This is a genomic window from Buttiauxella sp. BIGb0552, assembly GCF_004366275.1.
In the GTDB taxonomy this organism is placed as follows: Bacteria; Pseudomonadota; Gammaproteobacteria; order Enterobacterales; family Enterobacteriaceae; genus Buttiauxella; species Buttiauxella gaviniae.
Map to the genome: position 1 here is coordinate 661,380 of NZ_SODY01000003.1, position 21,925 is coordinate 683,304.

The 21,925-nt window shown below is 48.8% G+C and carries 23 protein-coding genes, 1 tRNA gene and 2 rRNA genes; 15 read left to right on the plus strand and 11 right to left on the minus strand.

The genetic code is table 11. The features are described from left to right. Positions 1-53 precede the first annotated feature (53 nt). From rng to csrD, 6 genes are all read right to left on the minus strand, one after another. On the minus strand, positions 54-1,523 hold the full coding sequence (gene rng, locus EDF88_RS12015) for a ribonuclease G (RefSeq protein ID WP_064514154.1): 1,470 nt from the start codon (positions 1,521-1,523) through the stop codon (positions 54-56). Beyond that, complete coding sequence (locus tag EDF88_RS12020; protein ID WP_134184849.1) at positions 1,513-2,106, minus strand: nucleoside triphosphate pyrophosphatase; 594 nt, start codon at positions 2,104-2,106, stop codon at positions 1,513-1,515. The genes rng and EDF88_RS12020 overlap by 11 nt, the downstream gene beginning before the upstream one ends. Before the next feature lie 8 nt (positions 2,107-2,114). Then, positions 2,115-2,603, minus strand: coding sequence for a rod shape-determining protein MreD (gene mreD / locus EDF88_RS12025; protein WP_034459838.1), 489 nt, complete (start codon positions 2,601-2,603; stop codon positions 2,115-2,117). Continuing rightward, positions 2,603-3,628 (minus strand): rod shape-determining protein MreC, encoded by a 1,026-nt coding sequence (mreC, locus tag EDF88_RS12030; RefSeq protein ID WP_064514156.1) that lies wholly within the window; start codon positions 3,626-3,628, stop codon positions 2,603-2,605. Before mreC ends, mreD begins: the two co-directional genes overlap by 1 nt. Before the next feature lie 68 nt (positions 3,629-3,696). Further along, positions 3,697-4,740, minus strand: a complete 1,044-nt coding sequence (mreB, locus tag EDF88_RS12035) for a rod shape-determining protein MreB (RefSeq protein ID WP_000913396.1) — start codon at positions 4,738-4,740, stop codon at positions 3,697-3,699. Positions 4,741-5,047: 307 nt separating this feature from the next. Next, the gene (csrD, locus tag EDF88_RS12040; protein WP_134184851.1) at positions 5,048-6,988 is read right to left on the minus strand and encodes an RNase E specificity factor CsrD; all 1,941 of its coding nucleotides are present in this window, start codon (positions 6,986-6,988) and stop codon (positions 5,048-5,050) included. Positions 6,989-7,273: 285 nt separating this feature from the next. On the opposite strand from csrD, the gene msrP reads away from it, so the two are divergent. The 10 genes from msrP (at position 7,274) to fis (ending at position 15,783) form a co-directional block, all read left to right on the plus strand. After that, positions 7,274-8,278, plus strand: a complete 1,005-nt coding sequence (msrP, locus tag EDF88_RS12045; protein ID WP_134184853.1) for a protein-methionine-sulfoxide reductase catalytic subunit MsrP — start codon at positions 7,274-7,276, stop codon at positions 8,276-8,278. Next, the gene (msrQ, locus tag EDF88_RS12050) at positions 8,279-8,878 is read left to right on the plus strand and encodes a protein-methionine-sulfoxide reductase heme-binding subunit MsrQ (protein ID WP_134184855.1); all 600 of its coding nucleotides are present in this window, start codon (positions 8,279-8,281) and stop codon (positions 8,876-8,878) included. Positions 8,879-9,110: 232 nt separating this feature from the next. Continuing rightward, entirely contained in the window at positions 9,111-9,563 is a 453-nt protein-coding gene (aroQ, locus tag EDF88_RS12055) for a type II 3-dehydroquinate dehydratase (RefSeq protein ID WP_034459855.1), read from the plus strand. A 21-nt stretch (positions 9,564-9,584) separates the two neighbouring features. Continuing rightward, positions 9,585-10,058, plus strand: a complete 474-nt coding sequence (gene accB / locus EDF88_RS12060; RefSeq protein WP_064514164.1) for an acetyl-CoA carboxylase biotin carboxyl carrier protein — start codon at positions 9,585-9,587, stop codon at positions 10,056-10,058. Positions 10,059-10,068: 10 nt separating this feature from the next. Further along, the gene (gene accC, locus EDF88_RS12065) at positions 10,069-11,415 is read left to right on the plus strand and encodes an acetyl-CoA carboxylase biotin carboxylase subunit (RefSeq protein ID WP_064514167.1); all 1,347 of its coding nucleotides are present in this window, start codon (positions 10,069-10,071) and stop codon (positions 11,413-11,415) included. 99 nt (positions 11,416-11,514) lie between these two features. Then, the gene (locus EDF88_RS12070) at positions 11,515-11,757 is read left to right on the plus strand and encodes a YhdT family protein (protein WP_064514169.1); all 243 of its coding nucleotides are present in this window, start codon (positions 11,515-11,517) and stop codon (positions 11,755-11,757) included. Further along, positions 11,747-13,201, plus strand: a complete 1,455-nt coding sequence (panF, locus tag EDF88_RS12075; protein ID WP_064514171.1) for a sodium/pantothenate symporter — start codon at positions 11,747-11,749, stop codon at positions 13,199-13,201. The genes EDF88_RS12070 and panF overlap by 11 nt, the downstream gene beginning before the upstream one ends. Before the next feature lie 11 nt (positions 13,202-13,212). Beyond that, on the plus strand, positions 13,213-14,094 hold the full coding sequence (gene prmA / locus EDF88_RS12080) for a 50S ribosomal protein L11 methyltransferase (protein ID WP_064514174.1): 882 nt from the start codon (positions 13,213-13,215) through the stop codon (positions 14,092-14,094). Between the two features lie 401 nt (positions 14,095-14,495). Then, on the plus strand, positions 14,496-15,461 hold the full coding sequence (dusB, locus tag EDF88_RS12085; protein ID WP_064514176.1) for a tRNA dihydrouridine synthase DusB: 966 nt from the start codon (positions 14,496-14,498) through the stop codon (positions 15,459-15,461). 25 nt (positions 15,462-15,486) lie between these two features. Next, complete coding sequence (gene fis, locus EDF88_RS12090) at positions 15,487-15,783, plus strand: DNA-binding transcriptional regulator Fis (RefSeq protein WP_000462905.1); 297 nt, start codon at positions 15,487-15,489, stop codon at positions 15,781-15,783. Between the two features lie 128 nt (positions 15,784-15,911). Here the strand turns inward: fis and EDF88_RS12095 are convergent, their stop codons facing one another. After that, positions 15,912-16,235: a DUF1889 family protein gene (locus tag EDF88_RS12095; RefSeq protein ID WP_134184857.1), complete on the minus strand. Its 324-nt coding sequence runs from the start codon at positions 16,233-16,235 to the stop codon at positions 15,912-15,914. Positions 16,236-16,591: 356 nt separating this feature from the next. Between EDF88_RS12095 and EDF88_RS12100 the strand changes: the two genes are divergently transcribed. Continuing rightward, positions 16,592-16,813, plus strand: coding sequence for a hypothetical protein (locus tag EDF88_RS12100; RefSeq protein WP_034459881.1), 222 nt, complete (start codon positions 16,592-16,594; stop codon positions 16,811-16,813). A 79-nt stretch (positions 16,814-16,892) separates the two neighbouring features. Here EDF88_RS12100 and EDF88_RS24685 read toward each other — a convergent pair whose 3' ends face one another. Next, positions 16,893-17,042, minus strand: a complete 150-nt coding sequence (locus EDF88_RS24685; RefSeq protein WP_157092056.1) for a hypothetical protein — start codon at positions 17,040-17,042, stop codon at positions 16,893-16,895. A gap of 295 nt (positions 17,043-17,337) precedes the next feature. Between EDF88_RS24685 and EDF88_RS12105 the strand changes: the two genes are divergently transcribed. From EDF88_RS12105 to EDF88_RS12120, 4 genes are all read left to right on the plus strand, one after another. Beyond that, positions 17,338-18,363 carry an amino acid ABC transporter substrate-binding protein gene (locus tag EDF88_RS12105; RefSeq protein WP_064514179.1) on the plus strand — a complete coding sequence of 342 codons (1,026 nt, stop codon included), beginning with the start codon at positions 17,338-17,340 and terminating at the stop codon, positions 18,361-18,363. Positions 18,364-18,433: 70 nt separating this feature from the next. Further along, positions 18,434-19,615 (plus strand): amino acid ABC transporter permease, encoded by a 1,182-nt coding sequence (locus EDF88_RS12110; protein ID WP_134184859.1) that lies wholly within the window; start codon positions 18,434-18,436, stop codon positions 19,613-19,615. A gap of 9 nt (positions 19,616-19,624) precedes the next feature. Continuing rightward, positions 19,625-20,725, plus strand: a complete 1,101-nt coding sequence (locus EDF88_RS12115) for an amino acid ABC transporter permease (protein ID WP_064514182.1) — start codon at positions 19,625-19,627, stop codon at positions 20,723-20,725. Positions 20,726-20,735: 10 nt separating this feature from the next. Next, a complete protein-coding gene (locus EDF88_RS12120) occupies positions 20,736-21,494 on the plus strand; it encodes an amino acid ABC transporter ATP-binding protein (protein WP_064514184.1) in 759 nt (252 codons plus the stop codon). A 97-nt stretch (positions 21,495-21,591) separates the two neighbouring features. On the opposite strand, the gene rrf (EDF88_RS12125) is transcribed toward EDF88_RS12120, so the two are convergent. The 3 genes from rrf (EDF88_RS12125) to rrf (EDF88_RS12135) form a co-directional block, all read right to left on the minus strand. Beyond that, a 5S ribosomal RNA gene (gene rrf, locus EDF88_RS12125) occupies positions 21,592-21,707 on the minus strand. 39 nt (positions 21,708-21,746) lie between these two features. Continuing rightward, a tRNA-Thr gene (locus tag EDF88_RS12130) sits at positions 21,747-21,822 on the minus strand. 15 nt (positions 21,823-21,837) lie between these two features. Beyond that, a 5S ribosomal RNA gene (rrf, locus tag EDF88_RS12135) occupies positions 21,838-21,925 on the minus strand; the annotation flags it as partial.

The window sequence follows — 21,925 nt, forward strand, 5'->3', positions numbered from 1 at the left end:
CTCCTTGTTAGCCGCCGGAGCGGGACTCGAACCTGCGCCAACCGCACAGAGAGCTACATCATAACGACGTCAAACTGCTCCTGATTATAGAGCGGCTCGATCTGTACTTTGACTTGCTTGCCGACAAAAATTTCAACTTCGGCCAGTGAATGGGACTCTTCACTTTTCAGTGCTTCCCCCACGGCTGGTGAGGCATAAACCAGGAAGCGGTCAGAATCGTAAGCATGATGCACGCGGACAATTTCACGCATAATCTCATAACAGACCGTTTCAACCGTTTTCACGGTACCGCGACCGTGGCAAGTTGGACAATCATTACACAGCACATGTTCAACGCTTTCGCGCGTGCGTTTACGCGTCATTTCAACCAGGCCAAGCTGCGAGAAACCATTAATACTGGTTTTCACACGGTCTTTACTCAACGCTTGCTCAAGAGAATGCAACACGCGACGGCGATGATCTTCATTACTCATATCAATGAAGTCGATGATGATAATGCCGCCCAGATTACGCAAACGTAACTGGCGGGCAATAGCCTGCGTCGCTTCGATATTAGTATTAAAAATAGTATCGTCGAGATTGCGATGACCAACAAATGCCCCCGTATTGATATCCACGGTAGTCATGGCTTCAGTCTGATCGATAACCAGATAGCCGCCAGATTTCAGCTCAACTTTTCGTTCCAGCGCGCGCTGAATTTCGTTCTCAACGTCAAACAGGTCGAAAATAGGCTGGCGACCGCTATAGTGTTCAATTTTGCCGTGAATTTCCGGCATGTACTCTGCGGTAAATTCCAGCAGCATGTCGTAAGTCAGGCGGGAGTCGACACGAATTCGGTCAAGTGCCTCATCTGCGAAATCACGCAGTACACGTTGTGCCAACGCTAATTCACCGTACAGCTGGCATCGTGTTTTATTACGTTTTTTGCGTTCGCTGACTTTTGTCCATACACGCTTTAGGTAAGCTGCATCTGCAGATAAATCGTCTTCACATACCCCTTCTGCCGCAGTACGGATGATGAATCCGCCTTGCTCGTCGCAATATGCGTTAACCACACGTTTAAGGCGCTCACGCTCAGCTTCACTTTCAATGCGTTGAGAGACCCCCACATGCGAGGCTCCTGGCATAAAGACCAGGTAACGGGACGGCAGTGTGATATCAGTGGTCAGTCGCGCGCCTTTAGTACCCAGCGGATCTTTCACCACTTGAACCATCAGGTCTTGCCCCTGGCGCACCAGTTCGGAGATATCGCGTACTGTGAAGTTTTTTCGCTCTTCACCAGCCACACATTCGGTATGTGGCATGATGTCAGAAGCGTGAAGAAACGCTGCCTTATCAAGGCCAATATCTACAAATGCCGCCTGCATTCCCGGAAGTACCCGGCTTACACGACCTTTGTAGATATTCCCTACGATCCCGCGACGTGCTTCGCGTTCAATATGGATCTCTTGCAGTATTCCACCATCAATGTAAGCCACCCGAGTTTCCGATGGGGTCACGTTGACTAATAATTCAGCCGTCATGTTTTCCTCGTCCATCACGCAAAGCGTGAAAATTACTCAGCAATTCATAGGTTTCAACTAGCGGTAAGCCGACTACAGCATGGTAGCTGCCATTAATCTTCCTGACAAAACAACCACCAAGCCCTTGAATACCGTATGCACCTGCTTTATCCATGGGTTCACCGCAGGCCACGTAGCCGGCGATATCCTGTTCTGATAATGCGCGAAATGTCACTTCAGTCGTCACCAGGCAATCCAGTAACGATTCGCGATCGGCTAACGCTACTGCCGTCATCACTTGATGCTGATTCCCGGACAACATGCGCAGCATTTCGGCAGCATGTTGTTCATCTTTAGGTTTTTCCAACACGTTGCCATTGTAGATAACAATAGTATCTGCACCTAAAACCGGTAAGTCATGTTGCGCTAATGCCACACCTGCCCGCGCTTTATCTCGCGCCAGGCGCATAACATATTGCTGCGCACTCTCACCGCTAAGACGCTGTTCTTCTACATCGGTAATGATGCGCTCAAATGACACACCCAACTGAGTCAGAAGTTCCTGACGACGTGGAGAACCCGATGCCAGATACAAAGATGTCATGTTAAATCCTATTGCACAGCAAATTGTTGGCGAATTTTACGCATCAGCAAAAATATCCATGGCCACAGCACGCCGTTAACCACGCTACTCCAGAAAATTTCCGGACGGAAAGATACGTTAATGACTAAAAATTCAGACCAGAAAACAATGACATCTGTCATCAATGACAACAGCATAACCACTAAAGCCTGTTGCCAAAGCGCGAGATTGCGGAATAGCTGGTACTTCAACGCCACCAGGTAAGCAACGATACTCAGAGATAACGCTCGCACGCCCAGAGTGGAACCGCTGATCAGATCCAGTATGGCACCCACCACAAAACCAGTGCCAACATTTACCCGGTGGGGCAACGCCAGAATCCAGTACAGCAGAATAAGTAAAACCCAGTCCGGACGATAGATTTTCAGATCGTCAGGCCAGGGCATTACTTGTAACAGCAAGGCGACAAGGAAAGAGAGCCAGATTACCCAACGACCCTGACTACGGTAACTCCCCACTACTGCCCTCCCTGGGTAGCAGGTGCAGGAGAAGCGGGCTTCCCTGCAGGAGCCTGAGTCATTCCGGTTGCCGGAGGTGGAATCGGAGCTGGGGCTGGCGGGCCAACAGAATCAGCCGGAGGCAATACCTGCGGCATCATTTGCATCAGACGCTCATTAGCTACGCGATGAACCTCTTCCGGCGGCATAGGGGTTTTGCCTTCACGATCCGCGCCCCACAACAGCAGCAAATAACGCAGACGTTGTAAACCCGCGGTTGGGCGAGCCTGAATAACTGTGTACGCACGTTGAGTATCAAGTTTCACAGAGGAAACGACACCCACCGGATAACCTTCAGGGAAGCGACCACCTAAACCAGACGTCACCAATACATCGCCTACGCGAATATCGGTATTTGCCGGTAAATGTTCCAGTTGCAGATCGTCAGTACAGCCGTTACCCGCCGCAATAACGCGAATGTCATTGCGCAGTACCTGAATCGGTAGCGCATGTGTCGCATCACAGATCAGCAAAACACGGCTGGTGAGTTTAGCCACCGCAATGACCTGACCTACAACACCTTTATCACTGATGACTGGCTGACCTTCATAGACCCCATTCACGCTCCCTTTATCAATGACAACCTGGTCACTGTAAGGATCGTTAACGGTAGAGATAACCTGAGTCACCATTTTTTGCTCGTCCTGACGCAACGGTGAACCAAGCAATTCGCGCAGACGTGCGTTTTCCTGACGATATTGACCCATCATCAGTAATTCGCTGTTTTTCAGGATCAGTTCCTGACGCAGTGCACGATTTTCGAGTTCTAGCTGATCGCGTGATGCCAGTGTTTGCGAGACGCTGTCGAGCAATTCACGGGGACCATTTGAGACAAAATAGAAAGGGCTGACGGCAGTATCCATATACGTTCGAATTTGACTGAACGTACCCAGACGGCTATCGGCAATAATGACACCAATCGCCACCAGCACCGCCAGAATTAGGCGAAACTGCAACGAAGGGCCACGGCTAAAAATTGGCTTCATAGGCTATGCGTATTCCAGGGCCAGCAAGGAAAAGGCAGTGATGGTCACTGCCTTTTACGTGTGGCTGATTACTCTTCGCTGAACAAGTCGCCGCCGTGCATGTCGATCATTTCCAGTGCCTTGCCACCACCACGGGCTACGCAAGTCAATGGATCTTCTGCAACTACTACCGGAATGCCTGTTTCTTCCATCAGCAGACGGTCGAGGTTACGCAGCAATGCGCCACCACCAGTCAGAACCATACCGCGCTCAGAAATGTCAGAAGCCAATTCTGGTGGGCACTGCTCCAGCGCAACCATTACCGCACTCACGATGCCGGTCAAAGGCTCTTGCAGGGCTTCGAGGATTTCATTGGAATTCAGAGTAAAGCCGCGTGGAACACCTTCAGCCAGGTTACGACCACGAACTTCGATTTCGCGCACTTCATCGCCTGGGTAAGCAGAACCGATTTCGTGTTTGATACGTTCAGCGGTTGCTTCACCAATCAGTGAACCGTAGTTACGGCGCACATAATTAATGATGGCTTCATCAAAGCGGTCACCACCAATACGAACGGAAGAGGAGTAAACCACACCGTTCAGAGAGATAACGGCAACTTCAGTAGTACCACCACCGATATCCACAACCATAGAACCAGTTGCTTCAGAAACTGGCAAGCCAGCACCGATAGCCGCAGCCATTGGCTCTTCAATCAGGAATACTTCACGAGCACCTGCACCTTGCGCAGATTCACGGATAGCACGGCGTTCAACCTGAGTTGCGCCAACTGGCACACAAACCAGAACACGCGGGCTTGGGCGCATAAAGCTGTTGCTATGCACTTGCTTGATAAAGTGCTGCAGCATTTTTTCGGTGACGAAGAAGTCAGCGATAACGCCATCTTTCATCGGACGGATAGCCGCGATGTTGCCAGGGGTACGACCCAGCATCTGTTTAGCATCATGACCTACGGCCGCAACACTTTTAGGTGAACCGGCACGATCCTGGCGAATGGCCACGACAGATGGCTCATTCAGTACGATGCCTTGTCCTTTTACATAAATCAGGGTATTCGCGGTACCCAGGTCAATGGACAGGTCATTGGAAAACATGCCACGAAATTTTTTCAACATACTAAGGGATAATCCTGAAAGCTGGGGCGGAAACAAAATCCGCTTACTTTACCAACCACTCATTGCAGCGACAAGGCGCATAAATGTTCTGCAATGGTGAAAATTTGTGCAGTTTACTACGACCGTTACACTTTCGGCACGTTTATCCTCGAACCGCAGAGGAATTAAACAAACGCTGTAGGTTAAACGAACAGTGCAAGGAAGCAAACTGGGTTCATTCGTGCTTTAACAATCTGGTCAGCAGGCGTATCCACCCCCTTGAGATGCAGCGCGCGTTATTCTACGTGAAATATTTATAAACGGCAGGTTAAACCGAGTATCTTTGCGAATATTTTTTCACGTTGCTATCGAGCGGTTCAGAGGCCGCAAAAAAATCCCCCTGAGCACCCGCCACGCCTTTCTCTACCAGTGTCTGCCATTCACTTCGCGTTCTTACACCGACCGCAAAAACTTGTGTCTGAGTCCCGTTACAAGCCTCAACCAGACTCTGTACAAACAGCTGATTTTCGGTTCGTTTCTCAATGTTACGCACAAGCCCTGGATGCAGTTTTATCAACTCTACATCCAACTCTTTAATATAAGACGCACTCACTACGGTCAATCCCGCCTGGGAAACTGCAATACGTACGCCCAATGCTTTGATCAAACGAATCACAGGTTGCAAACGGCTGATGTGTTGACAAACATCTGCCTCTGCAAGTTCAAAAAGAATACGTCGTCGAAGTGATTTTTCAGATTGCATTAACGCATCACGCAACCAACGCTGGAAAGGAGCCCGAATCAGTGATTCAACCGACACTTGAATGGCTAACGTTTCTTCAGGCCAGAATCCTGCTAACGGCAATAGCCGGGCGATGATTTGTCGGTCATATTGCTCCGATAAACCAAACTGCTTAACCATCGGCAAATACTCTGCCGCCAATACTTCTTGTTCACCGTCGAAAATCCGACACATAATTTCCCGATGATGCACATAGCCATCGCGCTTCACGGACGGTTTTTGGTAGAAGCGTGGACCGCCACGTTGCAACACCTGCTCAATGAGCGTACGCCATTTAACGTTACCACGCCCTTTTTCCGGCAAACTATCGTCATAAACCGACCAGCCGTTGGTTCCTTGCAGGGAAGCATTACGCGTCGCCACCTCTGCATTCTCCATAACTTGCTCTTTGCTTTGCCCGCTACGCCATGCGCAAATACCGATATGCATCATGTCATTACGATCCAACATTCGCGTTGGGGGCATCGAATCGACGGCCTTCAGTAATTGGTTGGCAATGCTATCGGCTTCTTTCAATGTGCGGTGCGGCAACAAAACGGCAAAATCACTACGGAAATAGCGTGCCAGCAAAGCCCCCGGATAGCGCATCACAAATGTCGATAACATATTAATAATCGTAAACAAATACTCTTCTACTGCGTTTCGCCCCCAAGTTTCATGCAGTGTTTCAAAATCCGGTAAACGAATAATCATCACCACACCATGCGCGCCAACTTGCTCCTGCTCATCGAGTAAAGTCGCCAGTTGGTTATCAAAGAACAGGCGATTATTCAGACCCGTTTTCGCATCTTGTGCGGCGAAAGCACGAATCAGAGTATCCATTCGGCTACGTTGTTCGCTGGCGTTTTGCAGATCTGAAAGCAACACATCAAGCGCACTACTGGCTTGTGGCGGCCATTCCAGCACCGAGCCACGTACTTCAACACCTCTTTCGCCATTCAGAATTCGTCGCGCACGGCTTTCCAGTAACTCTTGCCCGGCAAGCTGTTTTTTCATCCAGCGGATAGCAAAGAACAGCACGATAAGCATGAATCCAATCGTGATAGAAAGAGGTACCGTCGCGAAAAGAGATTTGTAGTAATCCGCGACCGGATCGCGATAGGTCAAACTGAGAAACATGCCGGGATGCTTCATTAATTCAACAGTCACGGTGCGGAAATTGTAGCTGTTTCCCAGCAAGCGATAGGTTTGGGTCAATTGGTGCTGATAAACGGTGTTATCGCCAATTTTGAAATCGACCGCGATGATATCAATCGGAACCATCACCTCATTGAGGCGCTTGATCAGAGCATCTGGTGAACTGGAAACTAAATCGTTATCAATAATGGTGGCAACAGCAACCACACGCTGATGCACTTTATAATGCATCGCATTAAAGAAGCTTAATGAACAACCAACGAGCGTCACAAAAATAGCGAGCCCCGTCAGCAATGTCATAAAAGCAGAGAGTTTCGTCGTTAATCGCATCCTTGTGTTAACTCCGTTTGGTGAAGATATACCAAGCCTGACCTGATGCGGCATTACATAGCAAAAGAGGTGCCCTGGCAAACACAGTGAACATATTCTCACCCTTTGTTGCAAAGCGAGTGTTTTGCACACTGAAACTCAAGTATAGCTGCTGACAGTCCTGCCCCTATTAACAAATATTCAACAAACCTAGAACTATGTTTAAGTTTCAATTTTTTGTGACAAATTCGCAGGGTTTAGCGTTCTCCGTCATGCTTAGGGAATAAAGCCACGCTGGAGTAAAAGATGAAGAAGGTCGCCCGCTTCACAGAAGCTGATGTCACAGCTGAATCCGTTTTTATGATGAAACGCCGCCAGGTACTGAAAGCACTAGGTATCAGTGCGGCTGCCCTCTCGCTTCCTCAGACTGCAAATGCAGATATTCTTTCCTGGTTTAAAGGTAATGACCGGCCACCAGCCCCTTCAGGGAAACCTTTGCAATTTAGTAAACCGGAACAATGGCAGGCAAAGCTCGCCATGACCCCGGAAGATAAAGTCACTGGCTACAATAACTTCTACGAATTTGGTCTGGATAAAGCCGACCCTGCGGCAAACGCCGGGAGTCTGAAAACCGATCCGTGGAAAATCACCATTAGTGGCGAAGTAGCAAAACCACTGACACTGGATTACGACGATCTCTACAAAAAATTCACGCTTGAAGAGCGAATTTATCGCATGCGTTGTGTTGAAGCCTGGTCAATGGTTGTGCCGTGGATTGGTTTCCCACTCAGCAAGTTGCTGGCTTTGGTTGAACCCACCAGCAATGCGAAATATGTCGCCTTCGAAACAATTTACGACCCTGAGCAAATGCCTGGACAGAAAGATCGATTTATTGGCGGCGGTTTGAAGTATCCCTACGTTGAAGGACTGCGACTTGATGAAGCGATGCATCCGCTAACTTTGCTGACTGTGGGTGTTTATGGCAAAGCGCTACCGCCGCAAAACGGCGCGCCAATCCGCCTGACCGTTCCGTGGAAATATGGCTTTAAAGGGATTAAATCGATCATCAGTATCAAACTGGTTAGTGAACTACCGCCCACCACCTGGAATATGGCAGCTCCAAATGAATATGGATTTTATGCCAACGTAAACCCAAATGTTGACCACCCACGCTGGTCGCAGGCGAGTGAAAGATTCATTGGTTCAGGTGGCGTGCTTGATGTAAAACGCCAACCTACATTGCTGTTTAATGGTTATGCCGATCAGGTTGCTACGCTGTACCGAGGTTTAAATCTGAAGGAGAATTTCTAAGTGAGATTAACTGCAAAGCAAATCACGTGGCTAAAAGTGGGGTTACATCTCGCGGCATTCTTACCTTTTGTCTGGCTATTTTATGCCGCAAACCAAGGTTTTTTGAGCGCCGATCCGGCGAAGGATATCCAGCATTTTACCGGCAGGATGGCGCTCAAGTTACTGCTGGCGACTCTCCTGGTCACCCCTTTAGCGCGATACGGTAAACAACCACTGCTGATTCGTACCCGTCGTCTACTGGGGTTGTGGTGTTTTGCCTGGGGCACTCTTCATCTAACTAGCTACGCCATGCTGGAACTGGGAATCAGCAATCTGGCACTGCTCGGCAAGGAGTTGGTCACGCGCCCCTATTTGACTTTAGGAGTAATCAGCTGGCTGGTGCTGCTATCATTGGCGGCAACATCGACCCAATCTTTACAACGAAAATTAGGTTCACGCTGGCAAAAACTGCATAACTTCGTTTATCTGGTCGCAATTCTCGCCCCCATACATTTTTTATGGTCAGTAAAGGTTATTTCCCCGCAACCGTTGCTGTATGCTCTTGGCGCATTCATCCTTTTGGCCTTGCGCTATAAGAAATTCCGGATGTGGCTGCGTTAACTCCAGATATGTGTTCTTCTCCGCAGAAAAGTGATCAACTGTGCCCCTAAAAAGGATATGAGTTGATCATCTTCCCTGATAAGACCAGTATTTAGCTGCCAAATGCTACGAAATCGTTATAATGTGCGACTTTGGTTTTTCTGACAGGCCATTTTCTGGCTCTGAAGGTGACAACCGAGCAACTTAGGTATATTTTGTAAAATACCTACAAATTGCAGGAGATGGCAGCACGATGTCGGCTAATTTTCACATTTTGCTTTTGAACGGTCCGAATCTTAACATGCTGGGAACACGCGAGCCTGAGAAGTACGGCACGCTGACGCTAGCGCAAATTGTTAACTCTCTCGAAGAAGAAGCAAAAACGCTAAATGTCTCGTTCAGCCACCTGCAATCTAATGCTGAATATGAGTTGATCGACCGAATTCATCAGGCTAAAGACACTGTCGATTTTATTCTGATTAATCCGGCCGCGTTTACACATACCAGCGTTGCGCTGCGTGATGCCTTGTTAGCGGTGGATATTCCGTTTATCGAGATCCATCTGAGCAATGTGCATGCGCGCGAACCGTTCCGCCATCATTCATATCTTTCTGATAAAGCGGTTGGTGTCATCTGCGGATTAGGCGCTGACGGCTATTCATATGCACTACAGACGGCGGTAAAACGCTTGTCAAAATCCATCTAAACAAGAGTACGGAACCCACTCATGGATATTCGTAAGATTAAAAAACTGATCGAGCTGGTTGAAGAATCAGGCATTTCTGAACTGGAAATTTCTGAGGGCGAAGAATCTGTTCGCATCAGTCGTGCACCGGTAAACACCGGCTACCCGATGATGCAACAGGCTTATGCTGCGCCAATGTACCAGCCACAGCCACAGGCCGGCCTGTCTAACGTTGTTGCACCTGCCGCTCCGGCAGAAGCACCGGCGGCTGCTGAAATCAGTGGTCACATCGTGCGTTCCCCAATGGTCGGTACTTTCTACCGCACCCCAAGCCCGGATGCTAAATCATTTGTTGAAGTTGGCCAGAAGGTTAACGTTGGCGACACTCTGTGTATCGTTGAAGCAATGAAAATGATGAACCAGATCGAAGCTGACAAAGCCGGTGTGGTGAAAGCCATTCTGGTTGAAAATGGTCAACCGGTTGAATTTGACGAGCCGCTGGTCGTCATCGAGTAACGAGGCGAACATGCTGGATAAAATTGTCATCGCTAACCGTGGTGAGATTGCATTGCGTATTCTTCGTGCCTGTAAAGAACTTGGCATCAAGACTGTCGCGGTACACTCCACTGCCGATCGCGATCTAAAACACGTATTGCTGGCGGACGAAACTGTTTGTATCGGCCCGGCTCAGTCCGTAAAAAGCTATCTGAATATCCCGGCTATCATCTCTGCGGCAGAAATTACTGGCGCCGTTGCGATTCACCCGGGTTATGGCTTCCTGTCTGAAAATGCCAACTTCGCTGAGCAGGTTGAGCGTTCAGGCTTTATCTTCATTGGCCCGCGTGCTGAAACTATCCGTCTGATGGGCGATAAAGTTTCTGCAATCAACGCAATGAAGAAAGCTGGTGTACCTTGCGTACCAGGCTCTGACGGCCCTCTTGACGGCGATATGGATAAAAACCGTGCCCATGCTAAACGCATCGGTTACCCGGTAATTATTAAAGCGTCCGGCGGCGGCGGCGGTCGTGGTATGCGTGTCGTACGTAACGATGCCGATCTGGAACAATCCATTAATATGACCCGTGCGGAAGCAAAAGCTGCTTTCAACAACGATATGGTCTATATGGAGAAGTACCTGGAAAACCCACGCCACATCGAGATTCAAGTTCTTGCTGATGGCCAGGGTAAAGCGATCTATCTGGCTGAACGTGACTGCTCTATGCAGCGTCGTCACCAGAAAGTTGTGGAAGAAGCGCCAGCACCAGGCATCACGCCTGAGCTGCGTAAATTCATCGGTGAGCGCTGTTCTAAAGCGTGTATCGATATCAACTATCGCGGTGCAGGTACATTCGAGTTCCTGTTCGAAAACGGTGAGTTCTACTTTATCGAGATGAACACCCGTATCCAGGTTGAACACCCGGTAACAGAAATGATCACCGGTGTTGATCTGATTAAAGAACAGCTTCGCATTGCTGCAGGACAACCACTGTCTATCAAGCAAGAAGATGTTCAGGTTAAAGGCCACGCGGTTGAATGCCGTATTAACGCCGAAGACCCGAATACCTTCCTGCCAAGTCCTGGCAAAATTACTCGCTGCCATGTGCCGGGTGGTTTTGGTGTACGTTGGGAATCGCATATCTATTCCGGCTACACTGTTCCTCCATACTACGATTCAATGATCGCAAAACTTATTTGTTACGGTGAAACCCGTGAAGTGGCGATTGCGCGTATGAAGAACGCCCTGGCTGAGCTGATCATCGATGGCATCAAAACCAACGTTGATTTGCAGACTCGCATCATGAACGATGAAAACTTCCAGCACGGCGGGACTAACATCCACTATCTGGAGAAGAAACTGGGTCTTCAGGACTAAGTTTTCTCAGTCAACATCGCTAAAAGGCCGGTTATCCGGCCTTTTTCTTTTTTGGCTATGCGTTACAATCGCCGCTTTCCGCCAACTCAAGGGACAACAATGGACGCGCGTTTTGTTCAGGCCCATAAAGAAGCCCGCTGGGCGCTTTGGCTAACCCTTCTTTATCTTGCAGCATGGTTAGTGGCTGCTTACTTACCTAATAACGATATCGGCCCAACAGGTCTCCCACACTGGTTTGAAATGGCGTGCCTGCTGGTACCTCTGCTGTTTATTTTGCTGTGCTGGGCCATGGTGAAGTTCATCTTCCGCGATATCCCATTGGAGGATGATCATGCAGCTTGAAGTCGTACTGCCGCTGGTAGCCTATCTGTTAGTCGTCTTTGGCATTTCAATGTATGCCATGAGGCGTCGCACGACAGGAAATTTCCTTAACGAGTATTTCCTCGGTAGCCGTTCAATGGGTGGCTTCGTATTAGCGATGACGCTCACCGCCACCTATATCAGCGCCAGCTCGTTTATTGGCGGTCCTGGAGCTGCTTATAAATATGGCCTGGGCTGGGTTTTGCTGGCAATGATTCAGCTTCCCGCGGTGTGGTTATCACTGGGGATTCTGGGTAAAAAGTTTGCCATTCTGGCGCGTCGCTATAACGCCGTTACCCTGAACGACATGCTGTATGCGCGCTACCAAAGCCGGCTGCTGGTGTGGCTGGCAAGTATTAGCCTGTTGGTGGCATTTATCGGTGCCATGACCGTGCAGTTCATTGGCGGGGCCCGCTTGCTGGAAACCGCTGCGGGTATTCCTTACGAAACTGGTTTGCTGATTTTTGGTATCAGTATCGCGCTTTACACTGCATTCGGTGGCTTCCGTGCCAGCGTTCTCAACGATGCGATGCAGGGAATGGTGATGCTGGTTGGAACGATTCTGCTGTTGATGGGTATCGTTCACGCTGCGGGTGGCTTGCACAACGCGGTAGATACGCTTCAACGCATTGACCCTAAGCTTGTCTCACCACAGGGTGCCGATGACATCCTCTCTCCAACCTTCATGACCTCATTCTGGGTGCTGGTCTGTTTCGGCGTGATTGGCTTGCCTCACACAGCGGTGCGTTGCATCTCTTATAAAGACAGTAAAGCCGTACACCGTGGAATTATCCTCGGCACGATTGTGGTAGCGATTTTGATGTTTGGTATGCACCTGGCCGGTGCACTAGGCCGCGCAGTGATACCTGATTTGAAAGTACCGGATTTAGTTATCCCAACATTAATGGTCACAGTTCTGCCACCGTTCGCGGCGGGGATCTTCCTCGCAGCACCAATGGCAGCAATCATGTCGACAATTAATGCCCAACTGCTTCAATCGTCAGCTACGATCGTCAAAGATCTTTATCTGAATATGCGACCGGATCAGATCACTAACGAAAAGCGTCTGAAAAGAATGTCATCGGTGATCACGCTGATTTTAGGTGCGTTACTGCTACTTGCAGCATGGCGTCCGCCTGAAATGATCATCTGGCTGAATTTGCTGGCATTCGGTGGGTTAGAAGCTGTGTTCCTGTGGCCTTTAGTGCTCGGTCTTTATTGGGAACGGGCAAATGCCGCAGGCGCGTTAAGCGCAATGATTGTCGGTGGCGGGTTGTATGCAGCGCTGGCGAGCTTCAAAATCCAGTTCCTGGGCTTCCACCCAATTGTGCCATCCTTATTATTAAGTTTGCTGGCGTTCCTGGTAGGCAACCGTTTTGGCCAGCCTTTACCTGTACCAGCACTCGTTTCAACTACTGATAAATAAAGAGTTTCGCTATGCCATGGATTCAACTGAAAATTAATACTACTGGCGCAACCGCTGAAGAACTCGGCGACGCACTGATTGAAAGCGGCGCTGTATCCGTAACCTTTCAGGATACCCATGACACACCGGTATTTGAGCCACTACCTGGCGAAACCCGTTTATGGGGCGATACCGATGTGATCGGTCTGTACGACGCTGAAGCCGACATGAACGATGTAGTCGCTATCCTCGAAAACTGCCCACTGCTGAACGTTGGTTTCCACCATAAAATCGAGCAGATCGAAGACAAAGACTGGGAACGTGAATGGATGGATAACTTCCACCCAATGCGCTTTGGGAAACGCCTGTGGATTTGCCCAAGCTGGCGCGATGTGCCAGACGCTAGCGCAGTGAACGTGATGCTGGATCCAGGCCTTGCGTTTGGTACCGGCACTCACCCAACGACCTCTTTGTGTCTTGAGTGGCTTGATAGCTTAGATCTGGCGGGCAAAACCGTTATCGATTTTGGCTGCGGCTCAGGCATTCTTGCTATTGCCGCACTGAAATTGGGCGCAGTGAAAGCAATTGGTATTGATATCGACCCGCAGGCGATTCAGGCCAGCCGCGATAACGCAGAACGCAATGGTGTTTCTGATCGCCTGGAACTGTATCTGCCTAAAGACCAGCCAGAAGTCATGAGCGCCGATGTGGTCGTTGCTAACATCCTGGCAGGCCCTTTGCGTGAGTTAGCCCCGCTAATCAGCGTGCTGCCTGTTCAGGGCGGTTTCCTTGGACTTTCTGGCGTTCTGGCAAGCCAGGCCGAGGGGGTTTGCGAAGCATATCAGGATAAATTCACGCTCGATCCAGTCGCAGAAAAAGAAGAATGGTGCCGAATTACCGGTATCAAACTCTAAAACCTTCCTCTCAGTAACGTGGTATCAAGCCACGTTACTGATCTCAGAATTCCTCGTGCAACACTCCGTTTACAACAATTCATCCCAGTGATAACTCGCAGTAAAATGAGATGCCGATCGCAGAAAAACACTAATTTTGGTGATTTAAGCAGCACTTTATCTGGTGTCTTATACGTAAAAAATAATGAATTACCCCTGAATGTGGTGAAAATATAAAAGCGCACAAATCAACCAATAATGCATAACACACTGAAAAATATAATTAATTTATTTTTATCACTTCACGAGATAAGGATTCATTGATCTACGACAGCTGATTGTTCAAAGTTTGGCCTTTCATCTCAGGCTAAAAATGCGTAATATACGCCGCCTTGCAGGCAAGTATGGTCATTTCTTAACTCATGCGCATTGGACAACACCAGCTCAGAAATCGACTGATAGCAGCACCTATGGCTGGCATCACTGACAGACCATTCAGGACGCTGTGTTATGAGATGGGAGCCGGACTGACTGTTTCCGAGATGATGTCCTCCAACCCTGAAGTTTGGGCGAGTGATAAATCACGTTTACGAATGGTGCACGTGAATGAACCAGGTATTCGCACCGTGCAAATTGCCGGTAGTGATCCTGATGAGATGGCAGAGGCCGCACGCATTAACGTGGCTAATGGCGCCCAGATTATTGATATCAATATGGGATGCCCTGCTAAGAAAGTGAATCGTAAACTCGCAGGCTCTGCATTGCTGCAATACCCAAATCTGGTGAAGTCTATCCTGACAACGGTAATTAACGCAGTTGACGTACCTGTAACGTTGAAGATTCGCACTGGCTGGGATACGGCGCACCGTAACTGTGAAGAGATTGCCCAACTGGCTGAAGACTGTGGCATTCAGGCTCTGACAATTCATGGACGCACACGCGCCTGTTTATTTCAGGGAGATGCTGAATACGACAGCATTCGGGCAGTTAAGCAGAAAGTTTCCATTCCGGTAATCGCGAATGGTGACATTACTGACCCGCTTAAAGCCAGAGCTGTGCTCGACTACACAGGGGCTGATGCTCTTATGATAGGACGCGCGGCTCAGGGAAGACCCTGGATCTTTCGGGAAATCCAGTATTATCTGGACACTGGAGAGTTGCTTCCTCCACTGCCTCTGGCAGAGGTAAAGCGCTTACTTTGTGGGCATATTGGTGAACTTCATGACTTTTATGGTCATGCTAAGGGATACCGAATTGCTCGCAAACACGTCTCCTGGTACTTACAGGAACACGCTCCAAATGACCAGTTTCGGCGCACATTCAACGCCATTGAAGATGCAAGCGAACAGCTTGAGGCGTTGGAGGCATACTTCGAAAATCTTGCGTAATTAGAAATAAAGAGCTGACAGAACTATGTTCGAACAACGCGTAAATTCTGACGTACTAACCGTTTCTACCGTTAACTCACAGGATCAGGTTACCCAAAAACCTCTTCGTGACTCCGTGAAACAAGCACTGAAGAACTATTTTGCTCAACTGAATGGTCAAGATGTTAACGATCTGTATGAGCTGGTATTGGCTGAAGTAGAGCAGCCATTGTTGGACATGGTGATGCAATACACCCGTGGCAACCAAACCCGCGCTGCCCTGATGATGGGCATCAACCGTGGCACGCTGCGTAAAAAATTGAAAAAATACGGCATGAACTGATATTAATCAGTTAAGTTGTTGTTTAAAAAGGCGCTACTCGGCATGGGGAAGCGCCTTTTTTAACGTTTGTAATCTGCCTGGTGAAAGGCTAATCCCCGAACAAAAGCGAACAAATGCGTTCTGTAAACCTACTCGGTTGGTGAATGTTCGGCTTGTACTAGCGCCCGGAGTTGCTCTTGCATATATGAAGAAAAGTATTCAGGGTTTTTAATAAGAACGCGGTTACCAGACTCAATTTTATCAGCCCAGCCTGCGACTTTTTTGGTGAATTCAGCGTTCCATCCCTCCTGATTAGCTCTTGCCGTAACATCATCTGCACTAACCGGCACTCCCAGCTCTTTCAGATACTTAAATATCCCCTTAGCTGTACTCTCATCCATAGAATGTGGAGTTGATGCGGATGTATTCATACCGCCAATGTAGTCCAATGCTTTTTCAATGACAGCTGGCATATTCTTATCCTTAAAATTAACCGTGTGTTAAACGAGCCTGTAGCACGCACTGACCATTACCAATTAACCATAAGGTTTAAATAGTTACCACCCTTGGTAAGGCACCCTTTTTAATAGTTGTGACACGACTGACTATCTGAAAATGTTTAACTTCACTTTTTCTCCACACTTTCTTGCCTATGCCCGCTTTTCTCCACTTTGTTTACACAGCACATGAATTGCAATTATTCCTCTCTGCTCTCCATGCCCACTGCGGTGATAAAATCACCACATTCGCACCGGTTCAGGTTATTAGATAATTGTCGCCTTAACGCACGAGTTATCCCTGAACGGGGTTTGGTTTAATGAGGTTCCATATGAAAAAGCTAATTGCCGCTGCGCTGCTTTCTACACTTCTGGCAGGTTGTGCAACCAACTCACCTTGCGTGCCAGTCTATGACGATCAGGGCCGCCTGGTGCACACCAACACCTGTATGAAAGGGACGACTCAGGATAACTGGGAAACCGCGGGTGCAATTGCCGGTGGTGCCGCAGCGATTGCCGGCTTAACTCTGGGTATCGTTGCATTAACTAAATAAAGTACATCCCATATTTGCAAAGCGCGTCCCTACAGGGCGCGCTTTTTTATTAGAAAATCCGCAGTCATTTTCCTTTGCATTATTTAAGTGCATCCATTCCTACCACTTCATTTTTTAGCTTCACTGGCTTGTATCCCCAACCTTTTTTGGCGTGAAACAAATCACTCACTTCTTTCAGATTTTGTTTTATTGCAGCAGCAGATGTGACTTCTTCCACAAACCAATACATATGCTATTCACGCTAATGTTAACGCCTGAAATTACTTCTTTTCATATGATCAAAATCTGAAACTTTTTTGCGCTGAAATGTGGCGTAGGTTTCATTTTCGCCCCGTTATGGGGCGTTGTAAGTAATTTTTCCTGTCTACACTCAGCTTACTGCGACGGGAGGCACACGCATGCCGTCTCTCGCAATCTTGGCACTCCCTTTGCTTTAACCAGACTGGCAGATGCCACAGACAGGAAAAACGGCGCCATACGGATGCCGACACTTATAACGATAATTTCGCCACACAGGATGCATTATGAAAAAGACTCTGATCTCCACTCTGGTCGCTGCCGGTGCATTATTCGCGGTAGTCAATCAGGCTCATGCTGGCACTACGTTTGATGCGGTAAAGAAGAAAGGCTTTGTGCAATGCGGGATAAGTGACGGCTTGCCTGGTTTTTCTTACGCTGATGCAAACGGTAAATTTACCGGCATTGATGTGGACGTTTGTCGTGGCGTTGCCGCTGCGGTATTTGGGGATGCCTCGAAAGTTAAATATACCCCGCTGACCGCAAAAGAGCGTTTTACGGCTCTCCAGTCAGGCGAAGTAGATATTCTGTCGCGTAATACCACCTGGACTTCATCACGCGATGCTGGCATGGGAATGATGTTTACCGGCGTCACTTATTACGATGGCATCGGTTTCCTGACGCACAACAAAGCAGGCCTGAAGAGCGCTAAAGAACTGGATGGCGCGACCGTTTGTATTCAGGCAGGTACCGATACCGAACTGAACGTCGCCGATTACTTCAAAGCAAATAATATGAAGTACACCCCTGTAACATTCGATCGCTCCGATGAGTCAGCCAAGGCTCTGGAATCAGGCCGCTGCGATACTTTGGCTTCCGACCAGTCTCAACTCTATGCACTGCGCATCAAACTGAGCACACCAGGTGAGTGGGTGGTTCTTCCTGAAGTCATTTCAAAAGAGCCTTTAGGCCCAGTCGTACGCCGTGGTGATGAAGACTGGTTCTCCGTCGTGCGCTGGACTTTATTCGCCATGCTCAATGCAGAAGAGATGGGGATTGACTCTAAAAACGTTGATCAGATGGCTGCTAACCCAACCACACCGGATATGGCTCACCTGTTAGGTAAAGAAGGCGATTTCGGTAAAGACCTGAAGCTCGATAATAAATGGGCGTACAACATCGTCAAACAAGTCGGTAACTACGCTGAAATCTTCGAACATAACGTCGGTTCTGATAGCCCGTTGAAAATCAAACGTGGGCAAAACAACCTGTGGAACAAAGGTGGTATTCAGTACGCACCGCCTGTTCGCTAAGCGAGACGTCAGAAATGGGCACTACTTCGGTAGTGCCCAGGGTTTGAGTTTATGTTACTGAGGTTCGCTTATGTCCCATCGCCGCCCAATCGTAAAAGGTGATATTTCCTTTTCTAACCCAGCGGTTCGTGCCTGGCTGTTCCAGATTATTGCTGTCGTCGCCGTCGTAGGCATCGCTATTTATCTGATTCATAACACCGTCACCAACCTTAGTAATCGTGGCATTACCTCAGGTTTTGCATTCCTCGACCGAGCCGCTGGCTTCGGTATCGTTCAGCATCTCGTTGATTATGAGCAGGGTGATACTTATGGCCGCGTGTTTGTCGTCGGTCTGCTGAACACTTTGTTGGTTTCCGCATTGTGCATTGTGTTTGCTTCATTTATCGGCTTCTTTCTGGGGCTTGCCCGGCTATCCGATAACTGGTTGCTACGTAAACTTTCTACTTTCTACATTGAGACATTCCGCAATATCCCTCCATTATTGCAGATCTTCTTTTGGTATTTTGCCGTTCTTCGCAACCTGCCCGGCCCTCGTCAGGCAGTCAACGCATTCGACCTTCTCTTTCTGAGTAACCGCGGGCTCTATATCCCCTCCCCGCAGATTGGTGAAGGTGTACTGGCTTTCACCGGTGCCATTTTGTTAGCACTGATAATCTCGGCAGGCTTGTATCGCTATAACAAAATGCATCAGATAAAAACCGGGCAATTGCGTCGCACCTGGCCTTACGGTCTGGGATTACTGATCTTGTTACCGCTACTGGCACACGGGTTTTTTGGCGCAGCATTACACTGGGATGTTCCCGCTTTACGGGGCTTTAACTTCCGTGGGGGGATGGTTCTCATTCCTGAGCTAGCGGCATTAACTTTAGCATTGTCGGTGTATACATCCGCTTTTATTGCCGAAATTATCCGCGCGGGAATTCAGTCTGTCCCCTACGGCCAACACGAAGCAGCACGTTCCCTGGGCATACCGAACCCTGTCACATTACGGCAGGTTATTATTCCTCAGGCAATGCGCGTCATCATCCCGCCACTCACCAGTCAGTACCTCAATATCGTCAAAAACTCATCACTGGCAGCCGCTATTGGTTACCCGGACATGGTCTCATTGTTCGCAGGAACAGTGCTCAACCAGACGGGTCAAGCCATTGAAACTATTGCCATAACGATGTCAGTCTACCTGATTATAAGTCTGACTATTTCGTTACTGATGAATATCTATAATCGGCGAATTGCCCTGATTGAGCGCTAAGGAATTACGATGACAAAAGCATTAGTGTCACATCACACGCGCCCAAAAGCTGTTCGCTCAAGTGCCGTGCAATGGGCTCGTAAGAATCTTTTTTCCAGCTGGTCTAATAGCTTACTGACTATTTTCTGTTTGTGGATGATGTGGGTGCTGATTCCACCCTTGTTAAACTGGACGATTTTCCAGGCTAACTGGATTGGTGAGACCCGTGCGGACTGCACAAAAGAAGGGGCATGCTGGGTGTTTATCCACGCACGTTTCGGACAGTTTATGTATGGGCTCTACCCGCATGATCAACGCTGGCGCATTAACCTTGCACTGCTAATTGGTCTGGCTTCCATCATTCCAATGTTCTGGAATGCGATGCCTCGCCGTGGCCGTTACATCGCCGCATGGGCCGTTATCTATCCGCTGGTTGTTTGGGGTTTATTATACGGTGGCTTTTTAGGGCTGGATCGTGTCGAGACACGCCAGTGGGGCGGGTTAACATTAACGTTGATCATTGCATCCGTCGGGATCGCCGGGGCGTTGCCATTAGGGATCTTACTGGCCTTAGGTCGCCGTTCGACGATGCCGGTAGTCAGAATCTTGTCAGTGATATTTATCGAGTTCTGGCGAGGCGTTCCGCTAATCACCGTGTTGTTCATGTCATCTGTCATGCTGCCGCTGTTTCTTTCTGAAGGAACAAGCATAGACAAACTTATCCGCGCATTGGTTGGAGTGATCCTTTTCCAGTCGGCTTATGTCGCTGAAGTGGTTCGCGGTGGCTTGCAGGCGCTACCAAAAGGGCAATACGAAGCCGCAGAATCTCTGGCGTTGGGATACTGGAAAACCCAGGGATTAGTGATCCTCCCGCAGGCATTAAAGATGGTCATTCCAGGCCTGGTTAACACCATTATTGCTCTATTCAAAGACACCAGTCTGGTGATCATTATTGGTTTGTTTGATCTGTTTAGCAGCGTACAGCAAGCCACTGTCGATCCTGCCTGGCTTGGAATGTCGACCGAAGGCTATGTCTTCGCAGCACTCATCTACTGGATTTTCTGTTTCAGCATGTCGCGCTACAGCCAGCATCTTGAAAAACGTTTTAACACCGGACGAACACCGCACTGAGGATGAATAAATGAGCCAGATTACGATGCAACCCGCTGATGCGATGATCATGCTGGAGAATGTGAATAAATGGTACGGGCAGTTTCACGTACTTAAAGATATCAATTTGAAGGTGCAACAAGGCGAGCGCATTGTCCTGTGTGGACCTTCCGGTTCAGGTAAATCAACAACTATACGCTGCATTAATCACCTGGAAGAGCATCAACAAGGGCGCATTGTCGTTGATGGAACTGAACTCAACGATGATTTACGTAATATAGAGAAGGTTAGGACTGAGGTCGGGATGGTTTTCCAACACTTTAACCTGTTCCCACACCTGACCGTTTTGCAGAACTGCACTCTTGCTCCGATCTGGGTGCGCAAGATGCCCAAGAAAGAAGCTGAAGCTCTCGGAATGCACTATCTGGAAAAGGTACGCATCGCAGAGCATGCGCATAAATTCCCGGGGCAAATATCTGGCGGACAACAGCAACGTGTGGCGATTGCGCGCTCACTGTGTATGAAACCTAAGATCATGCTGTTTGATGAACCCACTTCTGCGCTGGATCCGGAAATGGTTAAAGAAGTGCTGGATACCATGATTGGGCTGGCTGAGTCTGGCATGACAATGTTGTGTGTAACGCATGAAATGGGCTTTGCGCGGACGGTGGCTGACAGAGTGATCTTTATGGATAGAGGTGAGATCGTGGAACAAGCACCACCAAATGAGTTCTTTGCTCACCCTAAGTCGGAGCGTACTCGTGCATTTTTGTCTCAGGTTATTCATTGATATTTAAAGAGAAAGGCCACGTAAGTGGCCTTTTATTTTCGCTGGAAATACAAAACAAAAAGGCCATCCTTGCGGATGGCCTTTTTGTTTATTTGAAGCCTGGCAGTTCCCTACTCTCGCATGGGGAGACCCCACACTACCATCGGCGCTACGGCGTTTCACTTCTGAGTTCGGCATGGGGTCAGGTGGGACCACCGCGCTACTGCCGCCAGGCAAATTCTTTATCCAGCGCCGAACTTTAAACCTAAAAACTGGTGCTGATACCCAGAGTCGAACTGGGGACCTCACCCTTACCAAGGGTGCGCTCTACCAACTGAGCCATATCAGCACACTTTAATTTGGAGCCTGGCAGTTCCCTACTCTCGCATGGGGAGACCCCACACTACCATCGGCGCTACGGCGTTTCACTTCTGAGTTCGGCATGGGGTCAG